The sequence below is a fragment of the Halopseudomonas sp. Lyrl_26 genome, from assembly GCF_051948695.1.
In the GTDB taxonomy this organism is placed as follows: Bacteria; Pseudomonadota; Gammaproteobacteria; order Pseudomonadales; family Pseudomonadaceae; genus Halopseudomonas; species Halopseudomonas formosensis.
Genome location: NZ_JAYJLH010000004.1, coordinates 111,889 through 136,244, shown reverse-complemented (window position 1 = coordinate 136,244; position 24,356 = coordinate 111,889). Strand labels below are relative to the sequence as shown.

Here is a 24,356-nt window from a genome sequence, read left to right as displayed (position 1 = left end):
GCCGCCGTGGGGTCACGGCGGCAGCGGGGATTATTCCTCAAGTGGTTCGATCAGGGCAAAGTCCGGGGTGAACTGGTCCATCAGCGTCAGCAGCTGGAAGAACTTCTGCGGGTCGCCCTCGATGCGGATGGCGCCCGATTGTATGGCCTCGGGGAAGCTGGTGCGCTGCAGCAGGATCGCATCCAGGGTACTGCGCGCCAGGCGGATGCTGGCGTCCGCCTGCTCGGCCTGTCGGTCGGGCAGCCAGGTCAGGGTGGCATTTTCCAGATTGACCCGGAAGCGCTCGTCGGTATCGGTGAAATGCCAGTTCAGCACCAGGTGCTGTCCTTCGGCCCGCGGGCCGTTGAGCCGTACCCCGAGCAGGTCGAAGAACATGCCGGTATCCAGCGCCCGCAGCAGGTCCGCCGCCAGGGCAGCGGATTCCTGGCCGGGGCCGCCTTCGCGCAGCTCCAGCGCGCCGGACAGATAGACATTGCGCCATGGCCCGGATTCGGCCTGATAGCCGAGCTGCTCCAGCGCGGCGGCATTCAGTTCACGGGCGGCCCGGTTATCCGGCTCGGCGAACACCGCCTGGCTCATGATGGAGGCCACCCAGCGGTAGTCCCCTCTGGCAAAATCCTCACGGGCACGGGCGATCACTTGATCGATCCCGCCCATGTAGTCGATGGTGCGACGGGCAGCTTCCCGGGCGGGCAGGGGGTTGAGGTTGGCCGGGTTGGCGTCGTACCAGCCGAGGTACTTCTGATAGATGGCCCGGGCATTGTGGCGCAGGGTGCCGTAGTAGTCCCGGGCGATCCAGCGGCTGGCCAGACTCGGCGGCAGGCGCAGCTGCTCGGCGATCTCATCCGGCCGGTAGCCCTTGTTCATCAGCCGCACGCTCTGGTCATGGATGTACTTGTAGAGGTCGCGCTGCACGCCGAGAAACTCGCGCACCCCGGCCTGATTCCACACCGGCCAGTGATGCTGGGCGATAAGTATGTCGGTTTTCGGGCCGTACTCTTCAAGAACCTCATCGATGTAGCGGGACCAGCGGCTGGCGTCGCGCACTTCGGCGCCGCGCAGGGTATAGATGTTGTGCAGCTGGTGGGAGGTCACCTCTGCGGTGTTGAGCACCCGGCTGGCCGGGAAGTACATCATCAGCTCGGCCTGGGCCTCGCTGCCCTGGGCCATGTGGAAATCGATGGCAACCCCGGCGATCTGGTGCCGACCGCTCCGGGCAATGATGTCGGTGGGCGGGATCAGGGTCAGTTCGCCACGGCTCAGCGCCTTGCCCAGACCGTTGTCGATGTGGCCCTGGGGGCCCGGCTCCAGCCGCGTGCCATACATGTACATGGCACGGCGGGTCATGGCATTGCCGGCGATGACGTTCTCGCTGACCGCATGTTCCATGAAGCCTTCCGGGGCGTAGATGCGGACACGGCCCTCGCTGATATCGGCCTCGCTGACGATGCCCCGCACGCCGGCGAAGTGGTCGACGTGGTTGTGCGTGTAGATCACCGCCGTCACCGGCTTCTGCGGGCGGTGCTGCAGGTACAGGTCCAGTGCGGCGCGGGCGGTGGTCGGGGTGAGCAGCGGATCAATGATGATCAGACCGCTGTCGCCCTCGACCACCGTCATGTTGGCCAGGTCCATGCCGCGGATCTGGTAGATGCCGTCGGTTACCCGGAACAGGCCATGGATGCGATTCAGCTGTGCCTGGCGCCACAGGCTCGGGTTGGCGGTATCCGGCGCGGCCCCGTCGAGGAAGGCGTAGGCGCCCATGCCCCAGGACAGGCTGCCATCGGGATTGAGCAGCGGATCCTCGGCGGCAGCGATGAAGCCGCGACGGGCATCCTCGAAAGCCCGGGCGTCGGTGAAATCCAGTTGCTCCAGCACCGCCGCATTGGCGCGGGCGGTAGCCGGCTCGGCCGGTTGGCTCTGGGCCGCCAGAAGGCCCGGCAGGCCGAGACTCAGCATGAACAGGGCGGGGAGTAGCTTGTTGTGCATTGTTGTTGCGCTCCGGTGTGGCGCCTGGGGCAGGCAGCAGGTTCAGGCCAGGCGCTCGGCCAGCAGGCTGGTGAGCTTGGCGGTCAGGCCATAGATGGACAGTTGCGGGTTGGCACCGATGCTGGTGGGAAACAGGGACCCATCGTGGATCGACAGGTTTTCCAGCTGGTGGTGCCGCCCGAGGCTGTCGGTGACAGCATGCTGCGGGTCCTCGCCCATGGGGCAGCCGCCCATGACATGGGCGCTGCCCAGCAGGGCGCGGTAGCGCTCCAGCGGCAGCTGCTCGATGATCTCTCGGGCCTGGGCCATGTTGCGTGCCGGCGTCGCATCCCTGTGCACTGTTTTCACCAGCTTGGCCCCGGCGGCGAACTGGATCTCCGCCATGCTCAGGTAGCTGCGCCGCAGCCCCTCGCGGGTGTAGTCGGTGAGCTGGTAATCCAGCACCGGTGAGCCGTCGCCGCGCAGCGTTACGGTGCCGCTGGCGCTGTCCGGGTGGAAGCCGTCACGCAGCAGGGCCAGCAGCATGTTGCTGTTGGGCAGCTGTTCCATCAGCCCGGCGCCCGGCGTGCCTGGTTCGCCGAGCACGGTGGCGCTGAAGCCGGGCTGCATGGGTGGCACTTCCAGCTTGTAGCCCATCGGGCCGGTGACTCCGTCACGCCACTGGAAGTGATCCGAGTAGATCGACTGGGGCGCGCCGTAGAAGGGATTGATCAGGTGGTCGAACTGGGCCCAGGAGAAACTGGTCAGGTGCAGGAAGGTGCGCTTGCCGAGCAGGTGATGCGGGTCGGGCGCCTCCGAGCGCATCAGCAGGGCCGGGCTGTTGATGGCGCCGCCAGCCAGGATGTAATGCCGGGCGCGGACCCGTACCCGGCGTCCGGTCGGTGCCACGCAGCGTTCGTCCATGGCCACACACTCGATACCGGCGACCCGGTCGCCCTCCAGCAGCAGGCGGTCGGCGCGGGCCAGATAGAGCAGGCTGCCGCCCTGGTCGAGCATCGCCGGAATGCAGGTCACCAGCATCGACTGCTTGGCATTGGTCGGACAGCCCAGACCGCAGTAACCCAGGTTCCAGCAGCCGCGCACGTTGCGCGGAATCACCGCCCAGTGCAGGCCCAGCTCTTCGCAGCCGCGGCGCAGTACATCGTTGTTGGCATTGGGCTCCGCGGCCCAGCGCTCCACCCCGAGGCGCTGCTCCATGCGCTCGAACCAGGGCGCCATGCTCCGACTGTCATGGCCCACCACGCCGTGCTCGCTGGCCCAGTGTGCCAGTGTCTGGTCCGGGGTGCGGAAGCTGGAAGTCCAGTTCACCAGGGTGGTACCACCCACGGCGCGGCCCTGCAGTATGGTAATGGCGCCGTCCTTGGACAGGCGGCCCAGACCTTCCTGATACAGGGTCGGATAGGCCTCGTTTTCCTGCATGCGGAAGTCGCTGCTGGTGAACAGTCCGCCTTCCTCTATCAGCAGTACCCTGAATCCGGCGGCGCTGAGAATCTCCGCGCTGGTGGCCCCGCCGGCGCCGCTGCCGACGATGGCAATATCGGCCTCCAGGGTCAGATCCTCCTCCAGTTGGGAGGCGTTCTGTACCTGCCAGCCACGCTCCAGGCCCTGGCGGAAGAGATCGGGAATCAGCATCTGGTCATCTCCTTGGAGCTCAGAAACGCGGCGGGCCGGGATAGCCGCAATGGGCCCAGGCCAAGGGCTGGCCGTACCACACCAGCAGGATGGCCTGGTTCAGGGCGCCATACCCCTGGCGGAACAGGGCCAGACGACTGTGTTCCCAGCGCGAGAGGAAATTTGCCACCTGCTCGCTGGTGGCGTTCTCCCAGCTGCGCCAGACCCCGGTGGCGGCGCCGCGGGTGAGATCCAGACTGAGCAGGTCGAACAGCTGCAGGCTCTGGCTGCGCATGGCCGGGGAGAGGTGGTCCAGGCTCCGGTCGAGCCCATCGAGCACGGCCTGGACCGCTGCGTCTGCGTCACCGGCGGGCAGGGCACCATCAAGAATGACCGGGATGATGCGCCGCAGCATGGGTATGTGGCTCTCGCGCAGCTGGTGGTAACCGGTGCCGGGACCACTGCGCAGGGTCCGGGTGACGCTGGCGATACCGCCGGCGGTCGCCAGCACCAGGGTCCCCAGCAGGCCGTAGCGCAGCAGCTGGCGGCGACTGATCTCGGGTTGTTCTGTGCTCGTGTTCATTGTTGTTGTCGCACCTTGTAACGGAGTGGCCGGCTCAGCGGATCAACAGCCGGCGCAGCAGCTTCTGCATGGTTCGACCATAGGGCGGATAGAGCACCCGGGTCGCATTCAGCCGGGGTTTGCGCAGCACCGCCTTGGCCTTGCTGAAGGTCAGGAAACCTTCATGACCATGGTAGTGCCCCATGCCCGACGGTCCTATGCCGCCAAAGGGCAGGTCGCATACCGCCACGTGCAGCAGGGTCTCGTTGATCCCCACGCCGCCGGAGTGGGTGCGCGCTATGACCCGCTGCTGCTCCTGCCGGTCGTAGCCGAAATAGTAGAGCGCCAGCGGACGGGGCCGGGCATTGATATAGGCAATGGCCTCGTCGATGTGAGCGTAGGGCACCACCGGCAGCAGGGGGCCGAAAATCTCGTCCTGCATGACCCGCATGTCGTCATTCACATCCAGCAGCAGGGTATGCGGCAGGCGGCGATCCTGGCCCTCGCTGAACAGGGGTACCACGCGCGCGCCCCGAGCCCGGGCATCCTCCAGATAGCTGTCGAGCCGCGCCTGCTGGCGGGCATTGATGATGCTGGTGTAGTCCGGGTTGTCCGCCAGCTGCGGATAGAAGCGCTGGATGACGCGCCGGTAGGCTTCGACAAAGCCCTCGATGCGGTCCTGGGGCACCAGTACATAGTCGGGGGCAACACAGGTCTGGCCGGCGTTCATGGTCTTGCCGAAGGCGATGCGCTCGGCGGCATCTTCCAGCGGGACGTTTCGGGAAACGATGGCCGGCGACTTGCCGCCCAGCTCCAGGGTGACGGGTGTCAGGTTGTCCGCCGCCGCATGCAGGATGTGCCGGCCGATGCTGGTGGCGCCGGTGAACAGCAGATGATCGAAGGGCAGGCGGGCAAAGGCCGCGCCCACGTCCGCCTCGCCCAGCACGACCGCCACCTGATCCTCCGGGAAGACCCGGGCCAGCAGGTCCCTGACCAGCTGCGACGTCTCCGGTGTGGACTCACTCATCTTGATCATCACCCGGTTGCCCGCAGCCAGGGCGCCGACCAGCGGGCCAATGGCGAGAAAGAGCGGGTAGTTCCAGGGCACTATCACCCCGACCACCCCCAGCGGCTGATATACCACCTGCGCCGAGCCGGGCTGGAACGCCAGCCCCAGCGGGCGGCGCGATGGCTTCATCCAGCGGGGCAGGTGCCGGGAAATGTGGTCGATGGATTGCAGGCAGGGCAGCAGTTCGGCGAACAGGGTCTCGTCAACGGAGCGGTTGCCGAAGTCCCGGCTTACCGCCGAGGTCAAGGCGTGCTGCTGGTCCACCAGGGCCTGGCGCAGGGCCTTGAGCCAGCCGCGCCGGGCCGCAACCGAGGGCATGGGGTCGGCGAGGAAGGCAGCCCTCTGCCGTTCCAGCAGGGTCTCCAGTGCGACCGTCTGGGAAGGAAAGGACGACTGGTCCATGGCAACTCCCGTTTTCGAGTAATTACTCTAGGTTTGTAAAGGAGTTGCCGGACGCCGTCAAGCCAGGGGCAGGGTTTCCCCCGCAGCCAGCACCTGCGGGTTGACCAGATCCCGTGGGCGCTGGCCGCGCAGCCCTGCGAGGAGATTCTCCAGCGCGCGACGGGCCATGGCCATGCGGGTTTCCCGAGTAGCCGAGCCGATATGCGGCAGGCAGACCACATTGTTCAGGGCAAACAGGGGCGAGGTGCTCAGTGGCTCCCTGGCGAAGACATCCAGACCGGCGGCACGGATACGACCAGCCTGCAGCGCCGCGACCAGCGCCTGCTCATCCACCACCGGGCCACGGGATACGTTGATCAGGATGGCCTCGGGCTTCATCAGGGCCAGCTCATTGGTGCCGATCAGGTGGCGGGTTTCCGGGGTCAGCGGCACCATCGGGCAGACAAAGTCCGCCTCGGCCAGCAGCGCCTCGCGGGACAGGAAGCGTGCGCCCAGTTCGCGTTCCAGCTCGGGTTTGCGGCTGTTGCCGCTGTAGACGATGTCCATGCCGAAACCGAAGCGCCCGCGTCGGGCAATCGCTGCGCCTATCTTGCCGAGCCCGATGATGCCCAGGGTCTTGCCGTGCACGTCACAGCCGAAGCGCGTCTCGTCCACCGGTCGCGTCCACTGACCGGCACGCACCCAGGCATCCAGCTCGGGCACCCGTCGGGCCGTGGCCAGGATCAGGGCGAAGGCGAGGTCGGCCGTGGTTTCGGTCAGCACATCGGGCGTGTTGGTCAGCATGATGCCGCGACCGGTCAGGTAGCCCACATCGTAACTGTCGTAACCCACCGAGATGGTGGAGAGGATTTCCAGTTGCCGCGCCCCGGCCAGTTCGGCCTCACCCAGCCGCCGGTTGAAGCCGATCAGGCCGTGGGCCCGGGGCAGCACCTCCTGCAGGCGCGCGTCCCGATCCGGTGCGCTGGCGTCCAGCTGAATCACGTCGAACTCGGTGGCAATGCTTTCCAGCAGCTCGGGGTAGACACGGCTGAAGGCGACTATGGTCTTTTTCATGGGAATCTCTTGACGCGGGTGGCATCCAGGGAAACAGATGCGGGCGGCTTGTAAATGGGGGCGGATCACATGGCTGCAGCCAGTCGCTCAACCTCGGGCTGCTCACGATGTTCAGCCTGCCACAGATCGTAGGCGCTCTGCATGGCCAGCCACATACGGGCCTTGCCGATACCGGCGCGCTCCAGGCGTACGGCCAGGTCGGGACTGATGGGCGCGTGGCCATTGACGATCCGGGACAGCATCTCCCGGGAGTAGTGCAGGCCGCGGGCTGCCGCGGCGATCTTCAGGCCCAATTCGGGGAAAACATCTTCCCGGAGGATCTCACCGGGATGCGGGGGGGTGTGCATGGTCATGTGCAGGTCCTCAGTGGTAGTCCAGATAATTGAGCAGTTCTACGTCCTGCCCGGTGAAGCGGAAGGTCACGCGCCAGTTGCCGCTGACGGTGATAGCCCAGTACTCCGCCAGGTCGCCCTTGAGCAGATGCAGGCGAAAGCCAGGCATGTCTGCATCATCAGGGTTCTGGGCCTGTTCCAGCACAGCCAGAATACGTTTGAGGCGCTTGGCATGATCGGCGCGAATGCCACGGGTGGACCCCGTCTCATAGAACACCTTCAGGCCTTTGTGCTGGAAGGATTTAATCATGCCTCAAGTGTGAATCGGTTGTTCACGAATGTAAAGTGCAGTATCCGTTCAAAAATCGCGCCGCCCGCTACCGGGCCCGGATGCCATTGTCCGCATTGGGCTGTCAGAGCCGATAGAGCAGCGGATCCGTCAGGCGGAGAGGGCGTTACGGGGGATAGAAGGCGAGCTCTCGCGGTCTCAAGCAGCAGAGGGGCCGGCAATCGATATTCGCAAGGTATTCAGGGAGCGCCTGCTGGATCTGGGTACAGTGCTGAAATTCCAGCCCCATGGGAGCCCGGGCGGCGATGGGCGAGATACTGAGCGCCGTGAGCATCGAGCTCAGGGGCAAAGAAGTATGGGCCCAGAAAGCAATCGGCCCCGGCTGCAGGGCAGTCGGGGCCGATCACGATAATATGGTTGCGGGGGCAGGATTTGAACCTACGACCTTCGGGTTATGAGCCCGACGAGCTACCAGACTGCTCCACCCCGCGTCTGAGTTCGCCCATTCTACTCATTCGAAGAGGGCTGTCAAGCGATTGATGCAAAAAGAATTTTTATTTACCGTGGCGTGCACGGCGGGATAGCATAGCCCTAATGGGTGATGGCGTTATGATATGTCATCGTGTCTTGTACCAATTTTTTCACGTCCTGTTTTCCTGAGGGTCCTGCGGGCCGTTGTGCTATATCAACAGGAACGGCACAAGGAACACTTATGACAGAATCGGCGAACCCTTACCGCATCTCCCGGCTCTGGGCCGAGTTCGTCGATCCGGCTATGGAACGTGCCTACCGTCTGCACATGCAGCCATTGCTGGCACGACACCTGAGGGTGGCGCTCTGGGTCTGGGGTTGCCTGCTGCTGGCGTTCGGTCTGCAGGATCTGCTGGTCCTGGGCATGAGCGATGAATTCCTCATTCTGGCCGGCTGCAGGGCCCTGCAGGCGGCACTGGTCTTCGCTCTGGCGCTGCTGTTGCCTCGCTATCCGGGCCTGGCGGCCTCGGGGTATGCCGTCACGGCACTCGAGATAACCGGGCTGGTCCTGTTTCTGCCCATCTATTTCCTGCGCCCCGATATCGCCACCATCACCGTGATGGTGCTGGCGCTGATGCTGCTGGCGATGTTCCTGTTCGTGCCGAATCGGCTCAAGTTAACGCTGCTGTCAGCGGCGGTGGGGGTAACGCTGATCCTGGTGTCGATCTGGTCCAAGGGCCTCGGCGCGGATGTGATCATCGGAGCCCTCATACTGATGTCGCTGCCGGTGGTCACCGGTTTCTTCGCTACCCAGCAGCTGCACAAGGTGCAGCGCCGCCAGTTCGCCATGTACAGCCAGGCGCGGCGGGCCAACCGGGAGCTGAAGAAGGAGGTCGAGCGCCGTCGCCTGCTGGAGGAGGAACTCAAGCGCCAGGCCACCACCGACCCGCTGACCGGACTGTTCAACCGTCGCCAGTACGAGATGCTGTTTCGCCGTGAGCGCGAGCGCTGTCGGCGGCAGGGCAGTGCCATCTGCGTGGCCATGGCCGATCTGGACAGATTCAAGGCGCTCAATGACGAATTCGGTCATGACGGCGGTGACGAGGCGCTGCGCCATGTTGCCCGGCTGTTCACCAGCAAGCTGCGGGAAGGGGATGTGGTCGGGCGCTTCGGTGGCGAGGAATTCATCATACTGCTGCCCGATACCGGCGTCGCGGAGGCCGAGCGGGTGGTGGAGCGCCTGCGGCAGGCGCTGGAGGAGGAGCCATTGATGGTGGCCGGCAACCCATGCAGCCTGACGGCGACCTTTGCCCTGTCGCTGGTGCTGGATTCGGAGAACGATATCAGCGAAACCCTGCGCCGCGTCGATGCGGGCCTGTACCGCGGCAAGCGGTCGGGACGCAATCAGGTGGTGGTGGTCTGATAGGGTACAATCGTCGCCGTCATACGGCGGACTGTTGGCCTTGCGCAAGATCATCCATATCGACTGCGACTGTTTCTACGCCTCCATCGAGATGCGGGATGACCCGCGACTGCGCAACCGGCCGCTGGCGGTGGGTGGTGATCCCGGCAAGCGCGGGGTGATCGCCACCTGCAATTACGAGGCCCGCGCCTACGGCGTGCGCTCGGCCATGGCCTCGGCCTACGCCAAGAAGCTCTGTCCTGACCTGCTGATCGTGCCCGGCCGCATGTCGGTCTACCGGGAGGTGTCAGAGGCGATCCAGGCGATCTTTCACGAGTACACCACGCTGGTCCAGCCGCTGTCGCTGGACGAAGCCTATCTGGATGTCACCGACAGCGCCGCCTGCCGCGGCAGCGCTACGCTGATGGCCCGGGAAATCCGCGAGCGTGTTCGCCAGAGTCAGGGCATCACGGTTTCCGCCGGTGTGGCCCCGAACAAGTTCCTGGCCAAGATCGCCAGTGACTGGAACAAGCCCGACGGGCTCAAGGTAATACTGCCGGAGGAGGTGGATGATTTTGTCAGGGCTCTGCCGGTGGACCGCCTGCCGGGGGTCGGCAAGGTCACCGCCCGTCGTCTGCACAGCCTGGGGGTGGATACCTGTGAGGAACTGCGGGTCTGGCGTCGCCAGGACCTGTTGCGCGAGTTCGGCAGTTTCGGCGAGCGCCTCTGGGAGCTGGCCCGCGGCATTGATGACCGTCCGCTGGTGGTGGAGCGGGTGCGGCAGTCGGTGAGTGTGGAGCATACCTATGAGCAGGATCTGCCGGATCTGGCGGCCTGCATTGCCGCCTTGCCGTCCTTGCTGGAAAAACTGGCCCAGCGATTGGGCCGGCTGGAAGGCGACTACCGGGTGACCAAACCCTTCATCAAGCTCAAGTTTCAGGACTTTACCCAGACTACCCTGGAGCAGGCCGGCATGCCGGTGACCCCGGCGGGCTTCGAGGAACTGTGCAGCCAGGCCTATGCCCGGGGTGGGCGGCCGGTGCGGTTGATCGGTGTGGGTGTGCGCCTGGATAACGCGCACAGCCCGATCGGTGAGCAGTTGCCGCTGTTCTAGGCCCGGGCAGCCTTGCTGCAGGCAGGGCACAGATGGTTGTCGCCCCGGGGCGTCCAGCCCAGCTGACTGATGCGCTGCACGGCCTTGGCGGTGCGTTGCTGCAGGTCGTCACTGTCTGCGGCGAGAAACTCGAAGGCCTGTTCCCTGCTGCACTGGTCGCACCGGATCGACCAGCCCAGCACCAGCTGACCGCGCAGATCCGGGCCGCTGGCGGTGGCGGTCCACTGGCCGGGCGGATTGATCAGATAGCGGATCTTGTTCACCTGCAGGGGCAGCGGCAGATCGCGGCTGCCCTTGACCGTGCAGATCAGCGTATCGCCCGGCTGGATGCCGCCGCCCTGACCGGTCACCTGATAGAGTCCGCCGGCCAGGGTCCGGCATTCGATCAGGGTATGTGAAGGGTTCAGCGCCGTGCGCCGGAAGTCATGTTCTGCCATGGGAGTATCCACCGGGGGGAAAGGCCACATGATAACACCGGTGCAGGTTGGCATATCACCACGCTCACTGATGGTCCGCCTCGCGGCGCTGGGCTTGTAGGATCTGACCAACAGCCAGACCAATACACCAGAGGACACACCATGAGCGTAATGCAATTGTTCGACCTGACCGGCAAGGTTGCCCTGATCACCGGCGGCACCAAGGGATTGGGTCTGCAGATGGCCCAGGCACTGGGGGAGCAGGGCGCACGCATCTTCATGAACGCGCGCAAGGCTGACGAAGTGCAGCAGGTAGTGGCCGAGCTCAAGGCCCGTGGCATCGAAGCCGACGGCATCGCCTGCGACCTGAGCAAGCCCGAAGGCAACCCCATCACTACCCTGGTGGATGCCGCCGAAGCCCGTTTCGGCACCATCGACATCCTGATCAACAATGCCGGCACCACCTGGGGCGAGCCGGCGGCCGAGCACAGCTATGCCGGCTGGCAGAAGGTGATGTACCTGAACGTGGACGCCTGCTTCCTGCTGGCCCAGGAAGTGGCCCGCCGCTTCATGATCCCCAGACGGTCGGGCAAGATCATCAACATTGCCTCCATCGCCGGCCTCAAGGGCAACGGCCCGAATACCGGGGTGCATACTGCTGCCTATAACACCAGCAAGGCCGCAGCCATCAACCTGACCCGTGCACTGGCTGGCGAGTGGGGCGCCTACAACATCAACGTCAATGCCATCTGCCCGGGCTATTTCCCGACCAAGCTGGCCAAGGGGCTGGACCACGTTGCCGAGTCCATCATCAAGGGCACCCCGATGGGGCGTGTCGGTGGCGAGGATGACATCAAGGGTGTGGCACTGCTGCTGGCCAGCGAGGCATCACGTCACATCAGTGGGCAGGCGATTGCCGTGGACGGCGGCTACTCCGCCGTCTGAGCCTTACTCCAGACCCTGACGCAGTGTCTCGGCCGAACGCAGCAGTGCCTCCCGGTGCTGCTGCTCCAGTTCGGCCATGTGGCGCTCGTGCTGCCGCCGCTCGGCCAGGGGCAGCTCCTTCCAGGCGGCGTGGGTCGGAATGTGCGCCGTGGCATTGTAGAGCGTTTCCAGTACCTCGATATCCAGATCGGCCGGTCGGGCGCCGCTGTAGTTGTCCAGCAGGACCTTGAGGCGGATGGCGCCCTCGATCGCCGGCAGCTGACCGTCAAGCAGGGCCTGGGCCAGGAGCTGGATATCGCCGGCCAGTCGCTGGTTGCGGGCCTGGAGTGACTCGGCCTGACGCTGGCGATTGCGCCATACCTGGTACCACAGCCAGGCGGCGTAGCCGGCGAGCAGGAAGATCAGCAAGAGTCCACTGAGGACCAGCCAGTCGGTTGGCTGCATGGTGGTTATCCCTTCGGCCCGGTTCGGCGGGTCATCGTTTCAGGTTCAGGTCAGCGGGATCCAGGGTACCCTGTTCGTCCAGCGTCAGGCGCCGGGCCCAGAACAGCCCGGTATTGATATGGCCGCTGATCCGGTAATCAACCGGCTGCTGGTGCTCGACCATGTCCAGCAGACCACCCAGATGACGCCACAGATTGGATCTCACCGTCAGATCGAAGTACTCCGACCCGTAGGCCGGTACCGTGAAATGCCGGTCCGCCACGCCGGTGGCCAGCCGCATGCCGTTCAGATACACCTGATACTGCATGCCACGAACCGGCAGACTGCGGTCATTGGGGTTGTCCACCCGCATGCGCAGGCGGAAGGACTGCTCCCAGAGATTGGCCTTGAGCATTTCCACGTTGGCCAGGGTCACCTCCGGCTCGCTGTAGGACCGGCTGAACATGGCACAGCCCTGCAGGCTGAACAGCCCCAGCAGCATCAGCAGTGTCAGTCCAGTCGAGCGCAGCATCATGGCGATCCCTCCTTGCAGGAACTGCCCCGTGAGTGGACGGAGTTGTCGCTCACCGGCAGCCTGTCCATACTAGGTTCAGTTGAGTTGAAACAGCAACCGAACCTAGCACCGATTTGAGACAAGGGAGTGAAAAATGGCAGCGTTCGAGGTGGTTTTCCGCGGGCAGGTGCGCCCGGGAGTGGATATCGAGCAGGCCAGGAGCCGCATCGGGCAGTTGTTCCAGGTTGGTGAGCGGCAGCTTGAGGTCCTGTTCTCCGGCCGGCGGATAGTCATCAAGCAGGGGCTGGACGAGGCCGGTGCGCAGAAGTACCGCGAAGCCATCGAGCGGGCCGGTGCGCTCTGCGAGATAGTGCCCATGGCCGATGAGCAGGTGTCTGCGCCTGCGTCTGAACCCGCATCCGCACCCGCCCCCGCACCCGAGCCGGCCCGCCCTGCGGCACCCGCCGCCGCGGCGATTCAGCCGAGGGACGAGTACATGGCGGCCTTCCGCGATGTTCAGGCGCCGGACCTGCCCATCGCCCCATTGGGCGCGGACATGCAGGACAGTTACAGCGAATTCACGCCGCTGGATATCGATCTGTCAGCCTTTTCGCTGGCGCCTGTCGGCAGCGATATGGGGCAGCTCCCCCGCAGCCCCGCCGGGCCAATTCCCGATACCAGTCATCTGCATCTGGCCGACGAGGGCAATAACGGCTAGGGGCTGTCAGTACCGGCAGCACTGCTTGAACTTGCGTCCCGAGCCGCAGGGGCAGGCATCGTTGCGACCGACGCTGAGCGGGTGATTGGGATCGATGAAGTACCAGCGCCCGTCCAGTTGGCAGAACTCCGAGCGTTCCAGGTGACTGTGACGGGTGCCGTCCGGGTCCGCCCAACGGGCCACGAAGCTGACCCGGGCGCGGCTGGCGGTGTCGCCATCGGGGGCATCCTCGGTCACTTCCAGCCCCAGCCATTCGCTTTCCCGGCTCCACTGCTCCATGGCCTGCCGGTCGAGCAGTGCCTGCTGCGCGGGCAGCGTGGTCTGCACCAGATAGTCGATCAGTCCCAGCACGTAGGCGCTGTAGCGTGAGCGCATGAGGCGCCCGGCGCCGGCGGCGGGGCGGCCCTGGTGCAGGGGCTGGCAGCAGTCGGCATAGGGGCGACCGTCTCCGCAGGGGCAGGGCATGTCGGGCTGTGATGCAAGCATGGTATTTGCCTTGAGGTCTGAACAGAGGTGGGTGAGATGGTATCATCCCTGTTCTGCCCCGGAGACCGCATGCTCAACGATGACCTCAAGGCCCAGATCCAGACGGCCTACCGTACCTTCCTCGAAAACAAGTCGCTGAAGCCGCGTTACGGCCAGCGATTGATGATCGCCGAGGTGGCCAAGCTGTTCGGTGGAGTGAGCCTGGACGAGGAAGGCCATCGGGATGGAGAGGCGGCGGTTGCCGTGGTCGAGGCCGGCACCGGGACCGGCAAGACGGTCGCCTATTGCCTGGCCGGCATTCCCATAGCCAGGCATCTGGGCAAGCCGCTGGTGATCTCCACCGCCACCGTGGCCCTGCAGGAGCAGATAGTGCTCAAGGACCTGCCGGATATTCAGCGCAATGCGGGCCTGGATTTCCAGTTCTCCCTGGCCAAGGGGCGCGGACGCTATGTGTGTCTGTCCAAACTGGACCAGCTGCTGCAGGACAACCAGGCGCTGGCCAGCCAGCAGCAGGGCTTTGCCGAAGAGGGCTTTCGCATCGACGTGGATGAGGCGGGCCTGAAGCTCTACACCCGCATGGTCGAGGCGCTGGCCAGCAACAAGTGGGATGGCGAGCGTGATTCCTGGCCCGAGGCGCTGGAGGATCAGGACTGGTCGCGGCTGACCACCGATCATATCCAGTGCACCAACCGCCGCTGCGGTCACTTCAACCAGTGCGTGTTCTACAAGGCCCGCGAGGGCATCCAGAAGATCGATGTCATAGTCACCAACCACGACCTGGTGCTGGCCGATCTGGCCCTGGGCGGCGGGGCCATACTGCCCGACCCGCGGGACTGCCTGTACGTGTTCGATGAGGGGCATCACCTGCCGGACAAGGCGATCAGCCATTTCGCCCACCATACCCGCATGGGCGCCACTGCCGACTGGCTCGATCAGCTGGACAAGAACCTGACCAAGCTGCTGGCCCAGCACCCGCTGCCCGGGGATTTCGGGCGTCTGCTGGAGCAGGTGCCCCAGCAGGCCCGGGAACTGAAGCCGCATCAGCAGTTCATGGCCCAGGCCCTGGGCGAGGTCGCGGACTTTGCCAGTGCCGAGGACGGCAGCGGCCAGATCCGTCCTCAGTATCGCTTCGAGCATGGGGTGGTGCCAGAGCAGCTGCGTGAGATGTCGGTGGAACTCAAGGGCGGCTTCGGGCGCATCAGCGACCTGCTGCAGCGGCTGGTCGATCTGCTCAAGGACGCGATGGACGGCGAGGTCAGTGGCGTGCACCAGACCCAGGCCGAGGAATGGTATCCGCTGTTCGGCGCACTGCAGGCCCGGGCCGAGGCCAACTGGACCCTGTGGACCCAGTTCAGTCTGGTCGACCCCGAGGACAAGCCGCCGACCGCTCGCTGGATGACCCTGACCGAGCAGGGTGATCTGGAGGTGCATGTCAGCCCCATACTGGCGGCCGACACCCTGCGTCAGTACCTGTGGCACGCGGCCTTTGCCGCCCTGGTCACGTCCGCCACCATCACCGCCCTGGGCCGCTTTGACCGTTTCATCCACCGCGCCGGTCTGCCGCGCAGCGCGGTGTGCACCCTGGCACCCAGTCCGTTCCGCTATGCCGAGAGTGGCGTGCTGCGGGTACCCGACTATGGTGCAGATCCGCGGGACAACACCGCCCACAGCGCTGCCATCATCGAGCATCTGCCGGACATCCTGCGTGACGAGCCGGGCAGCCTGGTGCTGTTCTCCTCGCGCCGGCAGATGCTCGAGGTGTACGCCGGTCTGCCGGCGGATTTTCGCGAGCGCATACTGGTGCAGGGCGACCTGTCCAAGCAGGAACTGATCCGCCAGCACCGCGCGCGGGTCGACAAGGGCCAGCAGAGCGTGATCTTCGGTCTGGCCAGCTTTGCCGAAGGGGTGGATCTGCCGGGCAAGTATTGCGAACACGTGGTGATTGCCAAGATCCCCTTTGCCGTGCCGGATGATCCGGTGGAGGCGGCTCTGTCGGAGTGGATAGAGCGCAATGGCGGCAACCCCTTCATGGAGATTGCGGTACCGGATGCCTGCCTGCGCCTGGTCCAGGCCTGCGGCCGGCTGCTGCGTACCGAGCAGGACACCGGCATTATTACCCTGCTGGATCGGCGGCTGGTGACCCAGCGCTATGGCAAGGCTATCCTTGCCGCGCTGCCGCCGTTTCGGCGGGAAATCGAGTAGGAGGCCATTCGCCCCGGGGCGCGGCTCCTACAGTTGCAGGCGCCAGCTGGGCTGTAGGAGCGCCGCCCCTGGCGCGAAATCACCGGACCCGGACCGGAACAACCCAGGCCAACCCATTAATCGGACAAGAACCAATAAGATGACCCAGATACAAGGCTATTTCGACCCCCGCTTCGAAACCGTGCGCGAACTCTTTGCCCAGCAGCAGCGCGACCCGCAGGCCCGCGGGGCCGCGCTGTGCGTCACCGTGGGGGATACCACTGTGCTGGATATCTGGGCCGGGGTGATGGACAAGGACAACAGCCGGGTCTGGGAACAGGACACCCTGGTCAACGTCTTCTCCTGTACCAAGCCGCTGGGTGCGGTGGCCCTGCTGCAGCAGGTAGAGGCCGGTCGTATCACGCTGGATCAGCCGGTGGCGGACATCTGGCCGGAGTTTGCCCAGGCCGGCAAGCAGCAGGTCACCCTGCGTCAGCTGCTCAGTCATCGCTCCGGGGTTTCCGCCATCAGCGAGCCGATGGCGCCGGAACAGCTGTTCGACTGGCAGGCCATGACCGCCGCTATTGCAGCCCAGGAACCCTGGTGGGAGCCCGGCAGCCGGCATGGCTATGCGCCCCTGACCTATGCCTGGCTGCTGGGTGAGCCCCTGCGCCGGCTGAGCGGACAGATGCCGGGAGATTACCTGCGTGAACGGCTGTTTCTGCCTTTGGGCATGGACTTCCATGTCGGCGTCCCCGACGCGGATCTGCCGCGTATCGCGCACCTGTCGCGGCTGCGCAATCAGTCTGGGGACGAGTACGCCCGCGCCCTGTTCGCCGCCATGGGCAATGCCGCAGGCCTGCAGTGGAAGGCCTTCGCCAACCCCAGCAGCCTGCAGACCAGTACCAACAAGCGGGAATGGCAGCAGGCGCAGATCCTGGCCGCCAACGGCACCGGTAATGCCCGTTCCCTGGCGCGTTTCTGGCAAGCGCTGGCCCACGACGGGCAGCTCGGGGATGTCCGCCTGCTGGACAGCGAACTGGTGCGACTGATGCGCCGTGAGCACAGTGCCGGGGACGATCTGACGCTGCTGTGTCCGACCCGCTTCGGCCTGGGCGTGATGCTCGAGCAGGACTGGCAGGGGGGCAGCTTCGGCATGGGCGCCAATGCCTTCGGTCATCCGGGTGCCGGTGGTTCGCTGGGCTTTGCCGACCCGGACGCCAGGGTCGGTTTCGGCTATGTGACCAATACCATGGGGCCCTATGTGCTCACCGACCCCCGGGCGGGCGAACTCAGCCGCGAGGTCTACCGTTGCCTGCGCGAGTTCTGTTGAGCAGCGTCAATGGCGTCCGCAGGCAGATATGCCAGAATCAGCAGCATGATCTTTCAGGAAGTTCGCCCGTGAAATACAGCATTGCCGATATGCGCCGCAACTACACCCGTTATGGACTGGTGGAGGAGCAGGCCCCCGATGATCCCTTCAGTCTGTTCGGCCTCTGGTTCAGCCAGGCGGTGGAAGTGGAGTCCACCGAACCCAATGCGATGATGCTGGCCAGCGTCGACGGCGACGGTCAGCCCCATCTGCGCACCCTGCTGCTCAAGGGGTTCGACGAGCGGGGCTTCGTGTTCTTCACCAACTACCAGAGCGCAAAGGCGGGGCAGCTGCTGGCCAACCCCCGGGCGGCAATGACCTTCTGGTGGCACGACCTCGAGCGCCAGGTGCGCATCGAAGGCCAGGTGGAGAAGGTCAGCGCCGAGGAATCCGACCAGTACTTCCACAGCCGCCCTCTGGGCAGTCGGCTGGGCGCCTGGACCTCACCCCAGAGCCAGGTGATCAGCGGCCGCGAAGAGCTCGAACGGCGTCTGGCCGAGGTCGAAGCGCGGTTTGCCGATGCCGAGCCGGAGCGTCCACCGCACTGGGGCGGCTTCCGTCTGGTGCCGCAGATGATCGAATTCTGGCAGGGCCGGCCGAGCCGGCTGCATGACCGGTTGCGTTATCGCCGGGTCGAGGATGCCTGGGTGCGCGAACGCCTGGCCCCGTGAGGGGCGCGCCGGCGCCTCAGCGCGCCTTCAGCCAGGCCAGGGCGCCCCGGCCGGCGACCAGGCCACTGGCGAAGCAGGCGGTCAGCAGATAGCCGCCGGTCGGGGCTTCCCAGTCCAGCATTTCCCCCGCGCAGAACACCCCGGGAAGCCGGCGCAGCATCAGCTGGTCATCCAGCGCCTGGCGGGCGATGCCGCCGGCGCTGCTGATGGCTTCGTCCAGTGGCCGGGTACCGTGCAGTCGGATCGGCAACGCCTTGATGCCGGCGGCCAGTTGCGCGGAATCCAGCAGTTGCGCTCGCTCCAGACATTCATGCAGCAGAGCGACCTTCAGGCCATCCAGACCGGCGCGCTTGCGCAGTATGCTCGACAGGGTCTGGCCCTTGCGCGGTCTGGTGAGCAGCTCGGCGAGCTGTGCCGGACTGCGGTCCGGGGCCAGATCCAGCTGCAGGGTGGCCTGCCCGTCACGCTCCAGTAATTCGCGCAGGGGCGCGGACAGGGCATAGACGAGGCTGCCTTCCAGACCATCCTCGGTGATGATGCATTCGCCGCGGCGCTCCAGCTGCTCGCCGCTGGTGGTGCTCAGACGGGCAACCACAGGCTTGAGCGGCTGCCCGGCGAACCTGCTGCTCAGGTGCTGGCTCCAGTTGCAGAGAAAGCCACAGTTGGTCGGCCGCAGATCCCGGATGTCCATGCCCTTCTCACGCAGCAATGATACCCAGCGGCCATCGGAGCCCAGGCGTGCCCAGCTGCCGCCACCCAGGGCGAGGATCACGGCGTCGGCCTGTACCCGCCGGTGCCCGGCAGGAGTGTCGAACATCAGGGCCTGCTGCTCATCCCAGCCCAGCCAGCGGTGGCGGGTGTGCAGCTGCACCCCCGCATCACGCAGGCGCTTGAGCCAGGCGCGCAGCAGGGGTGCCGCTTTCATGTCGGTGGGAAATACCCGACCGGAAGAGCCGACGAAGGTATCTATGCCCAGGTCGTGAATCCACTGGCGCAGGGCAGGGGCATCCAGTTGTTCCAGCCAGCCCGCCACCCAGGGCGCGGCTTCGCGGTAACGGCTGATAAAACGCTCCGCTGCCTCGGAGTGGGTGATATTCATGCCGCCGACCCCGGCCAGCAGGAACTTGCGGCCCACCGAGGGCATGGCGTCAAACAGGGCAACCGACAGGCCTGCGCCAGCCACGGTTTCTGCGGCCATCAGGCCGGCCGGGCCACCGCCGATGACGGCGACGAGGGGCGCGCTGGAGGAGGGCTGGGGCGACATGCGGAGCTCCGGTGTGAACTGCGGCGCAGTGTACCTCAAAGCCGGGCGAGTACGCAGTGACAGCACGGTTTACAAGCCGATACTGTCAGAATGCGACGCCGGGGTTTAGAATCTCATCCCTTTTCGGTGCGACACTCTGTCGCGATTATGACGTCGTCCCCTCCCGCCCCCTGGCGGCAGGGCAGTCGAGGAGCCGCTATGAGCGAAAAACTGGATGACCTGGTCAGCCTGCTGGCGCTGGAGAAGATAGAAGAGAATCTGTTTCGTGGTCTGAGTCAGGATCTTGGCTTTCGCCAGCTGTTCGGTGGCCAGGTTCTCGGACAGGCCCTGTCCGCTGCCAGCCAGACAGTGGCGCCGGAGCGCAAGGTGCACTCGGTTCATGGTTACTTCCTGCGCCCGGGCGATGCCCGTCTGCCGATCGTCTATCAGGTGGAGTCGCCCCGCGATGGCGGCAGCTTCACCACCCGCACCGTCACCGCCATCCAGAAGGGACGGGCGATCTTCACCCTGATGGCATCCTTTCACGGTGATGAGCGGGGTGTCTCGCACCAGACGCCGATGCCCGAGGTGGTCGGCCCGGAAGGATTGAAGAGCGAGCTGGACGTGGCACTGGAGCATCAGCACCTGATCCCCGAGGCCGTGCGCGAGAGCGTGCTGTGTCCCAAGCCGATCGAGATCCGTCGGGTCAACGGCTACAACCCCTTCAACCCGAAGAAGTCCGAGCCGCAGCAGTACATCTGGTTCCGCGCCGCGGGCGAGCTGCCCGATGACGACCACCTGCACCGCTACCTGTTTGCCTACGCGTCGGACTTCAACCTGCTGAGCACCGCGGCGCTGCCCCATGGCATTTCCACCTGGTCACCGCGCATGCAGGTAGCCAGCATCGACCATGCGGTCTGGTTCCATCGCCCGCTGCGCATGGATGACTGGCTGCTGTACGCCATGGACAGCCCCTCGGCCAGCGGCGCCCGGGGCTTCTCCCGTGGTCTGGTGTACAACCGTGCCGGCGAACTGGTGGCCTCGGTGGCGCAGGAGTCGCTGATGCGTGAGCGCAATGACGGTATCTGACCTGCCGCTGCGGGGCTGGATATTCGATCTGGACGGTACCCTGACCATCGCCCAGCATGACTTCGCGGCGATCCGCCGGGAGCTGGGCATCCCCGCCGAGGAGGATATTCTCGAGCATCTGGGGCGTCTGCCGATTGCCGAGCGCGACGAGCTCAATGCCCGTCTCGACGACATCGAGCTGCGCCTGGCCAGCCAGGTGGAGCCGGCGCCGGGGGCGGCGGAACTGATCCGCGAGCTGCACGGCCGTGGCGCGCGGCTGGGGATACTCACGCGCAACCTGCGCACGGTGGCGCTGGCCTCGCTGGACAGGATAGGTGTACTGGAATGTTTCGCACCCGAGCATGTGCTCGGACGCAACGATACGGCTCCCAAGCCTGCGCCCGACGGTATCCATCAGCTGCTCGCCGGCTGGCAGCTGCGCCGGGAGCAGGCGGTCATGGTCGGGGACTTCCGCTTTGATCTGGAGGCCGGGCGTGCGGCGGGCTGCCATACCTGTCTGGTGCACCCGGACAACAGCTGGCCGGAGCTGGCCGATATGCACGTAGCGGACTGCCATGCGCTGCTGGCACAGGTACAGTCCGCCAGCTGAGCTGCCGACTTACATGCTCAGGCGCATGGACAGGTCGACGGCCTTGATGTCCTTGGTCAGACTGCCGATGGAGATGTAGTCCACACCGGTTTCCGCCACGCTGCGCAGGTTGGCCTCGTTGATGCCACCGGAGGCCTCGAGCCCGGCACGACCGGCGGTGATGCTGACTGCGGTGCGCATGTCCTCGTGGCTCAGCTCGTCCAGCATGATGATGTCGGCACCGGCCTCCAGTGCCTGGCGCAGCTCGTCCAGACTCTCCACCTCGACTTCCACCGGTTTGCCCGGAGCCAGTGCGCGGGCCTGGCTGACCGCCGCCTGGATACCGCCGCAGGCGGCAATGTGGTTTTCCTTGATCAGGAAGGCATCGAACAGGCCGATGCGGTGGTTGTGGCAACCGCCACAGGTGACCGCATATTTCTGTGCCAGGCGCAGGCCGGGCAGGGTCTTGCGCGTGTCCAGCAACTTCACGCCGGTGCCTTCGACCAGATCAGCGAAATAGCGGCTGCGGGTCGCAGTGGCAGACAGGGTTTGGATGAAGTTGAGAGCACAACGCTCGCCGGTCAGCAGTCCCCGCGCCGGGCCGCTGAGCAGGCAGAACGGCTGGTTGGGCTCGAGCCGGTCGCCATCGGCGGCCAGCCATTCGACGCTGATCTGCGGGTCGACCTGACGGAAGACCTCATCCGCCCAGGCGGTGCCACAGAGGGTGGCGGGTTCCCGCGAGATGATGGTCGCCCGCGCCTGACGATCCGCCGGAATCAGTGCCGCGGTAATATCACCGCTGCCGACGTCCTCGGCCAGCGCCCGGCGCACCTCGTCCTGTATGGAAGGCTGCAGACTTTCAAGGGTGATATTGGGCATGGGCGACTCCGTTGCGGTCGATGGTACGGCGAAAGCCTGTCAGTATACCCCCGTGGTCGGGGCCGGGAACATGGGCGGTGCGCCTTCATAAATTGTGACGCCGAGCAAATATTGAGTGCTTGCTACTACCGCTGTCAGCAAAGCATGTATACTTTCACTATATTTTGACGTCAGAAAATCGTCATTAAAGGGCGTCCACCATGAAGGACTGCTCGCCGGGAGAATGGCAATGTCCAAGGATCACAACAATGTTGTTTCCCTTGCTTCTGTGGGGCAGGGCGTCCGCCGCCAGGGGGCGGTGTCGCGTGGCAGCTTGCCCCCGCCGCTGGCTGCGGTCCGCGACCGAGTGCAGACCTTCCTGCGGGTCGGCCTGAGCGAGCTGTTCGACAATGCCGATGACACCCTCTTTGCCAAGGCCGATCGCGCCGCCAGCAATGCCGATCAGAGCATGTTCTTCGATGCCATGCGGCTGCTGCGCCTGCAGCGTCACGCCGTAGAGAAGAGCTGCTGCGAGGGCCTGGACCGCCAGTTCAACGAACTGCAGGGCTACCGTCGCGCCGCCGAGGCGCCCGCCTCCTACGATCTCGACTCCCTGAGCCTGGTACAGCCCGACGAGCTGGAGCAGACGGTCGCCATGGACAGCATGGTGGGTCGGGTTCTGGCGCGTAATCAGCAGGCCCTTACCCATCTGACCCTGCGCCTGAATGCCCTGGTCAATGGCGGGATCAGCGATGCCGACAATGTTCTGGCGCCGGCCCAGCTGGTGCAGCTGTTTGTCGATGGCTATGCGCCGCTGAACCTGGACATCAAGGTCCGCCTGATCATCCTCAAGATGTTCGAGCGGCACGTGTTCAACTCCCTCGATTCCCTTTACGCGGACATCAACGAGCTGCTGGCCAATGCCGGCGTGCTCCCCGATCTGAAACAGGGCGGTCCGGTGCGCCGTCCCCGGGCCGAACGTCCGACACCCGCCGCCGGCCGGCCCGCTGCCACCACCGGAGCGGCGGAGGATGGCGCTGAGCAGCAGCAGGTCCTGTCGATCTTCAGCGAGCTGATCAGCAGCTGGCGGCACGTCAGTGGCGATGTGGCCCTCAGTGCCCTGGGCGCGCCCAGTGCTCCCCCGGTGCGCAGTGATGAGCTGCTCGGCATGCTCAACCACTTTGCCAGTCAGGCGAGCCATTCCGGCGCCTCGCTGACCGATCTGCGCAATCACATCAATCACCAGTTGACCGAACAGCAGCGCCAGACCGGCGAGGTGCGCAAGCTGGACCGGGTGGATGACGATGTCATCAGTCTGGTGTCCATGCTGTTTGACGTGGTGCTGGATGATGACCAGCTGCCCGCCGCCCTCAAGGCGCTGATCGGCCGCATGCAGCTGCCGATCCTGCGGGTCGCCATTGCCGACAAGAGTCTGTTCAACAGAGCCTCCCATCCGGCTCGCCGGCTGCTCAACGAGCTGGCTCGGGCGACCATGGGCTGGAGCGACCATGATGATCTGCAGCGCGACCAGTTGCATGCCCTGCTTGAACGCATGGTCGACCGCATGCACGGCGAGGCGCTGGTGGATGCGGCCTTCTTCGAGCAGATGCACGAGGAGCTGGCGGGTTTCGTGCGCCTGGAACAGCGTCGCGCAGAGCGGCTGGAGCAGCGTACCCGGGATGCTGAAGAGGGCCGGGCGCGGGTCGAGGCGGCGCGCAGCCAGGCTGCCAGGGTGCTCAATGGTCTGTTGATGGGGCGGACTCTGCCGGTATTCGTGGTGGACCTGCTGCGCGATCGCTGGAGCCAGGTTCTGCAGCTGGCGCACCTGCGCGAGGGCAGGGACTCGAGCGCCTGGCAGGATGCCGTGGCCCTTGCCGAACGCCTGGTGGAAAGTGTCGAAATCCCTGTTCGGGAAACCCTCGAGCAGCGGCGTCGGCTCAATGAGCAGGTCTGCGAAGGACTGTGTGACGGGATGCGACTGATTGGCGAGGAGCAGCCGGAGGATTCTCCGCAGTTGCATCAGCTTCAGGCGCTGCAGCAGGCGGCACTGGCCACGATGGCGCCGCCGGCACCGACGGTGGTCGAGCCGGTCGAAGCGTCCTTTATGGTCGAGCCGGTATCGGCTCCGATCTCCGAGGTTGAATCCGTTCCGGCAGCCGAACCGGGTCAGCCCGAGCTTGCCGTCGACATTCCGCTGCTGACCGATATGGTGCTGGTCGAGGAACCGGTTCTGGAGGAGCCGCTGCCCGAGTCGCAGCCGGAGACCGTGGCGGAGCTGCCGGACGCCGAGGCCGCGGCCTGGGTCGACAGCCTGCATACCGGCAGCTGGTTCGAGCTGGCCGCGAGCGAAGACCGGCCGGCGCAACGCTGCAAGCTGGCGGCGATCATCAGCTTCAGCGGCAAGTACATCTTCGTCAATCGCAGTGGCATGAAGGTCGCAGAATATGGGCATCTGGAACTGAGCAGCCTCTACCAGCGCGGCGAAATCCGCCTGCTGGCCAACGATCAGCTGTTCGATCGCGCCCTGGAGTCGGTGATCGGCAATCTGCGGCAACTGCGCGGCAGCCGTTCCTGAGGGGCG

23 protein-coding genes and 1 tRNA gene are annotated in these 24,356 nt (G+C 65.4%); 10 read left to right on the top strand and 14 right to left on the bottom strand.

The genetic code is table 11. The features are described from left to right. Window positions 1–30: 30 nt before the first annotated feature. The 8 genes from VF673_RS07555 to VF673_RS07520 form a co-directional block, all read right to left on the bottom strand. Window positions 31–1,986 carry an alkyl/aryl-sulfatase gene (locus VF673_RS07555; protein WP_440291474.1) on the bottom strand — a complete coding sequence of 652 codons (1,956 nt, stop codon included), beginning with the start codon at window positions 1,984–1,986 and terminating at the stop codon, window positions 31–33. Between the two features lie 42 nt (window positions 1,987–2,028). Further along, window positions 2,029–3,618 carry a GMC family oxidoreductase N-terminal domain-containing protein gene (locus VF673_RS07550; RefSeq protein WP_440291473.1) on the bottom strand — a complete coding sequence of 530 codons (1,590 nt, stop codon included), beginning with the start codon at window positions 3,616–3,618 and terminating at the stop codon, window positions 2,029–2,031. 19 nt (window positions 3,619–3,637) lie between these two features. Next, window positions 3,638–4,180 (bottom strand): twin-arginine translocation pathway signal protein, encoded by a 543-nt coding sequence (locus VF673_RS07545; RefSeq protein WP_440291472.1) that lies wholly within the window; start codon window positions 4,178–4,180, stop codon window positions 3,638–3,640. A gap of 34 nt (window positions 4,181–4,214) precedes the next feature. Beyond that, window positions 4,215–5,630: a coniferyl aldehyde dehydrogenase gene (locus tag VF673_RS07540; protein ID WP_440291471.1), complete on the bottom strand. Its 1,416-nt coding sequence runs from the start codon at window positions 5,628–5,630 to the stop codon at window positions 4,215–4,217. 57 nt (window positions 5,631–5,687) lie between these two features. Further along, window positions 5,688–6,683, bottom strand: a complete 996-nt coding sequence (locus tag VF673_RS07535) for a 2-hydroxyacid dehydrogenase (protein ID WP_440291470.1) — start codon at window positions 6,681–6,683, stop codon at window positions 5,688–5,690. Window positions 6,684–6,748: 65 nt separating this feature from the next. Next, the gene (locus VF673_RS07530; protein WP_440291469.1) at window positions 6,749–7,036 is read right to left on the bottom strand and encodes a HigA family addiction module antitoxin; all 288 of its coding nucleotides are present in this window, start codon (window positions 7,034–7,036) and stop codon (window positions 6,749–6,751) included. A 10-nt stretch (window positions 7,037–7,046) separates the two neighbouring features. Beyond that, a complete protein-coding gene (locus VF673_RS07525; RefSeq protein ID WP_440291468.1) occupies window positions 7,047–7,325 on the bottom strand; it encodes a type II toxin-antitoxin system RelE/ParE family toxin in 279 nt (92 codons plus the stop codon). A gap of 393 nt (window positions 7,326–7,718) precedes the next feature. After that, window positions 7,719–7,795, bottom strand: a tRNA-Met gene (locus VF673_RS07520). Window positions 7,796–8,016: 221 nt separating this feature from the next. On the opposite strand from VF673_RS07520, the gene VF673_RS07515 reads away from it, so the two are divergent. Then, on the top strand, window positions 8,017–9,198 hold the full coding sequence (locus tag VF673_RS07515; RefSeq protein ID WP_440291467.1) for a GGDEF domain-containing protein: 1,182 nt from the start codon (window positions 8,017–8,019) through the stop codon (window positions 9,196–9,198). Window positions 9,199–9,232: 34 nt separating this feature from the next. Continuing rightward, a complete protein-coding gene (gene dinB, locus VF673_RS07510; protein ID WP_440291466.1) occupies window positions 9,233–10,291 on the top strand; it encodes a DNA polymerase IV in 1,059 nt (352 codons plus the stop codon). On the opposite strand, the gene VF673_RS07505 is transcribed toward dinB, so the two are convergent. After that, on the bottom strand, window positions 10,288–10,728 hold the full coding sequence (locus tag VF673_RS07505) for a hypothetical protein (RefSeq protein WP_090536401.1): 441 nt from the start codon (window positions 10,726–10,728) through the stop codon (window positions 10,288–10,290). The genes dinB and VF673_RS07505 overlap by 4 nt on opposite strands. Before the next feature lie 141 nt (window positions 10,729–10,869). Between VF673_RS07505 and VF673_RS07500 the strand changes: the two genes are divergently transcribed. Then, window positions 10,870–11,652 carry an SDR family oxidoreductase gene (locus tag VF673_RS07500; RefSeq protein ID WP_440291465.1) on the top strand — a complete coding sequence of 261 codons (783 nt, stop codon included), beginning with the start codon at window positions 10,870–10,872 and terminating at the stop codon, window positions 11,650–11,652. Between the two features lie 3 nt (window positions 11,653–11,655). Here VF673_RS07500 and VF673_RS07495 read toward each other — a convergent pair whose 3' ends face one another. After that, on the bottom strand, window positions 11,656–12,096 hold the full coding sequence (locus VF673_RS07495; protein ID WP_440291464.1) for a DUF2489 domain-containing protein: 441 nt from the start codon (window positions 12,094–12,096) through the stop codon (window positions 11,656–11,658). A gap of 31 nt (window positions 12,097–12,127) precedes the next feature. After that, window positions 12,128–12,610 (bottom strand): LEA type 2 family protein, encoded by a 483-nt coding sequence (locus tag VF673_RS07490; protein ID WP_320331000.1) that lies wholly within the window; start codon window positions 12,608–12,610, stop codon window positions 12,128–12,130. Window positions 12,611–12,743: 133 nt separating this feature from the next. Here VF673_RS07490 and VF673_RS07485 point away from each other — a divergent pair, with 133 nt between their 5' ends. Further along, the gene (locus VF673_RS07485; RefSeq protein WP_440291463.1) at window positions 12,744–13,307 is read left to right on the top strand and encodes a hypothetical protein; all 564 of its coding nucleotides are present in this window, start codon (window positions 12,744–12,746) and stop codon (window positions 13,305–13,307) included. A 6-nt stretch (window positions 13,308–13,313) separates the two neighbouring features. Here the strand turns inward: VF673_RS07485 and VF673_RS07480 are convergent, their stop codons facing one another. After that, a complete protein-coding gene (locus tag VF673_RS07480) occupies window positions 13,314–13,793 on the bottom strand; it encodes a YchJ family protein (RefSeq protein WP_440291462.1) in 480 nt (159 codons plus the stop codon). Between the two features lie 69 nt (window positions 13,794–13,862). Between VF673_RS07480 and dinG the strand changes: the two genes are divergently transcribed. From dinG to pdxH, 3 genes are all read left to right on the top strand, one after another. Then, a complete protein-coding gene (gene dinG, locus VF673_RS07475) occupies window positions 13,863–15,995 on the top strand; it encodes an ATP-dependent DNA helicase DinG (RefSeq protein ID WP_440291461.1) in 2,133 nt (710 codons plus the stop codon). 139 nt (window positions 15,996–16,134) lie between these two features. Further along, window positions 16,135–17,307, top strand: coding sequence for a serine hydrolase domain-containing protein (locus VF673_RS07470; RefSeq protein WP_440291460.1), 1,173 nt, complete (start codon window positions 16,135–16,137; stop codon window positions 17,305–17,307). A gap of 89 nt (window positions 17,308–17,396) precedes the next feature. Further along, a complete protein-coding gene (gene pdxH, locus VF673_RS07465; RefSeq protein WP_440291573.1) occupies window positions 17,397–18,017 on the top strand; it encodes a pyridoxamine 5'-phosphate oxidase in 621 nt (206 codons plus the stop codon). Between the two features lie 16 nt (window positions 18,018–18,033). Here pdxH and VF673_RS07460 read toward each other — a convergent pair whose 3' ends face one another. Further along, window positions 18,034–19,281 carry a TIGR03862 family flavoprotein gene (locus tag VF673_RS07460; RefSeq protein WP_440291459.1) on the bottom strand — a complete coding sequence of 416 codons (1,248 nt, stop codon included), beginning with the start codon at window positions 19,279–19,281 and terminating at the stop codon, window positions 18,034–18,036. Between the two features lie 198 nt (window positions 19,282–19,479). On the opposite strand from VF673_RS07460, the gene tesB reads away from it, so the two are divergent. Next, window positions 19,480–20,349, top strand: a complete 870-nt coding sequence (tesB, locus tag VF673_RS07455) for an acyl-CoA thioesterase II (protein ID WP_090536420.1) — start codon at window positions 19,480–19,482, stop codon at window positions 20,347–20,349. After that, window positions 20,336–20,938: an HAD family hydrolase gene (locus VF673_RS07450; RefSeq protein ID WP_440291458.1), complete on the top strand. Its 603-nt coding sequence runs from the start codon at window positions 20,336–20,338 to the stop codon at window positions 20,936–20,938. Before tesB ends, VF673_RS07450 begins: the two co-directional genes overlap by 14 nt. Before the next feature lie 9 nt (window positions 20,939–20,947). Here the strand turns inward: VF673_RS07450 and nadC are convergent, their stop codons facing one another. Further along, window positions 20,948–21,796, bottom strand: a complete 849-nt coding sequence (gene nadC, locus VF673_RS07445; protein WP_440291457.1) for a carboxylating nicotinate-nucleotide diphosphorylase — start codon at window positions 21,794–21,796, stop codon at window positions 20,948–20,950. A 229-nt stretch (window positions 21,797–22,025) separates the two neighbouring features. Between nadC and VF673_RS07440 the strand changes: the two genes are divergently transcribed. Then, window positions 22,026–24,350 (top strand): DUF1631 domain-containing protein, encoded by a 2,325-nt coding sequence (locus VF673_RS07440; protein WP_440291456.1) that lies wholly within the window; start codon window positions 22,026–22,028, stop codon window positions 24,348–24,350. The last annotated feature ends 6 nt before the right edge of the window (window positions 24,351–24,356 follow it).

Bases quoted from the DNA above. Each gene is read 5' to 3' on its own strand.
- VF673_RS07555 (WP_440291474.1), bottom strand. From the start codon at position 1,986: ATGCACAACAAGCTACTCCCCGCCCTGTTCATGCTGAGTCTCGGCCTG.
- VF673_RS07550 (WP_440291473.1), bottom strand. From the start codon at position 3,618: ATGCTGATTCCCGATCTCTTCCGCCAGGGCCTGGAGCGTGGCTGGCAG.
- VF673_RS07545 (WP_440291472.1), bottom strand. From the start codon at position 4,180: ATGAACACGAGCACAGAACAACCCGAGATCAGTCGCCGCCAGCTGCTG.
- VF673_RS07540 (WP_440291471.1), bottom strand. From the start codon at position 5,630: ATGGACCAGTCGTCCTTTCCTTCCCAGACGGTCGCACTGGAGACCCTG.
- VF673_RS07535 (WP_440291470.1), bottom strand. From the start codon at position 6,683: ATGAAAAAGACCATAGTCGCCTTCAGCCGTGTCTACCCCGAGCTGCTG.
- VF673_RS07530 (WP_440291469.1), bottom strand. From the start codon at position 7,036: ATGACCATGCACACCCCCCCGCATCCCGGTGAGATCCTCCGGGAAGAT.
- VF673_RS07525 (WP_440291468.1), bottom strand. From the start codon at position 7,325: ATGATTAAATCCTTCCAGCACAAAGGCCTGAAGGTGTTCTATGAGACG.
- VF673_RS07515 (WP_440291467.1), top strand. From the start codon at position 8,017: ATGACAGAATCGGCGAACCCTTACCGCATCTCCCGGCTCTGGGCCGAG.
- VF673_RS07505 (WP_090536401.1), bottom strand. From the start codon at position 10,728: ATGGCAGAACATGACTTCCGGCGCACGGCGCTGAACCCTTCACATACC.
- VF673_RS07500 (WP_440291465.1), top strand. From the start codon at position 10,870: ATGAGCGTAATGCAATTGTTCGACCTGACCGGCAAGGTTGCCCTGATC.
- VF673_RS07495 (WP_440291464.1), bottom strand. From the start codon at position 12,096: ATGCAGCCAACCGACTGGCTGGTCCTCAGTGGACTCTTGCTGATCTTC.
- VF673_RS07490 (WP_320331000.1), bottom strand. From the start codon at position 12,610: ATGATGCTGCGCTCGACTGGACTGACACTGCTGATGCTGCTGGGGCTG.
- VF673_RS07485 (WP_440291463.1), top strand. From the start codon at position 12,744: ATGGCAGCGTTCGAGGTGGTTTTCCGCGGGCAGGTGCGCCCGGGAGTG.
- VF673_RS07480 (WP_440291462.1), bottom strand. From the start codon at position 13,793: ATGCTTGCATCACAGCCCGACATGCCCTGCCCCTGCGGAGACGGTCGC.
- dinG (WP_440291461.1), top strand. From the start codon at position 13,863: ATGCTCAACGATGACCTCAAGGCCCAGATCCAGACGGCCTACCGTACC.
- VF673_RS07470 (WP_440291460.1), top strand. From the start codon at position 16,135: ATGACCCAGATACAAGGCTATTTCGACCCCCGCTTCGAAACCGTGCGC.
- pdxH (WP_440291573.1), top strand. From the start codon at position 17,397: ATGCGCCGCAACTACACCCGTTATGGACTGGTGGAGGAGCAGGCCCCC.
- VF673_RS07460 (WP_440291459.1), bottom strand. From the start codon at position 19,281: ATGTCGCCCCAGCCCTCCTCCAGCGCGCCCCTCGTCGCCGTCATCGGC.
- tesB (WP_090536420.1), top strand. From the start codon at position 19,480: ATGAGCGAAAAACTGGATGACCTGGTCAGCCTGCTGGCGCTGGAGAAG.
- VF673_RS07450 (WP_440291458.1), top strand. From the start codon at position 20,336: ATGACGGTATCTGACCTGCCGCTGCGGGGCTGGATATTCGATCTGGAC.
- nadC (WP_440291457.1), bottom strand. From the start codon at position 21,796: ATGCCCAATATCACCCTTGAAAGTCTGCAGCCTTCCATACAGGACGAG.
- VF673_RS07440 (WP_440291456.1), top strand. From the start codon at position 22,026: ATGTCCAAGGATCACAACAATGTTGTTTCCCTTGCTTCTGTGGGGCAG.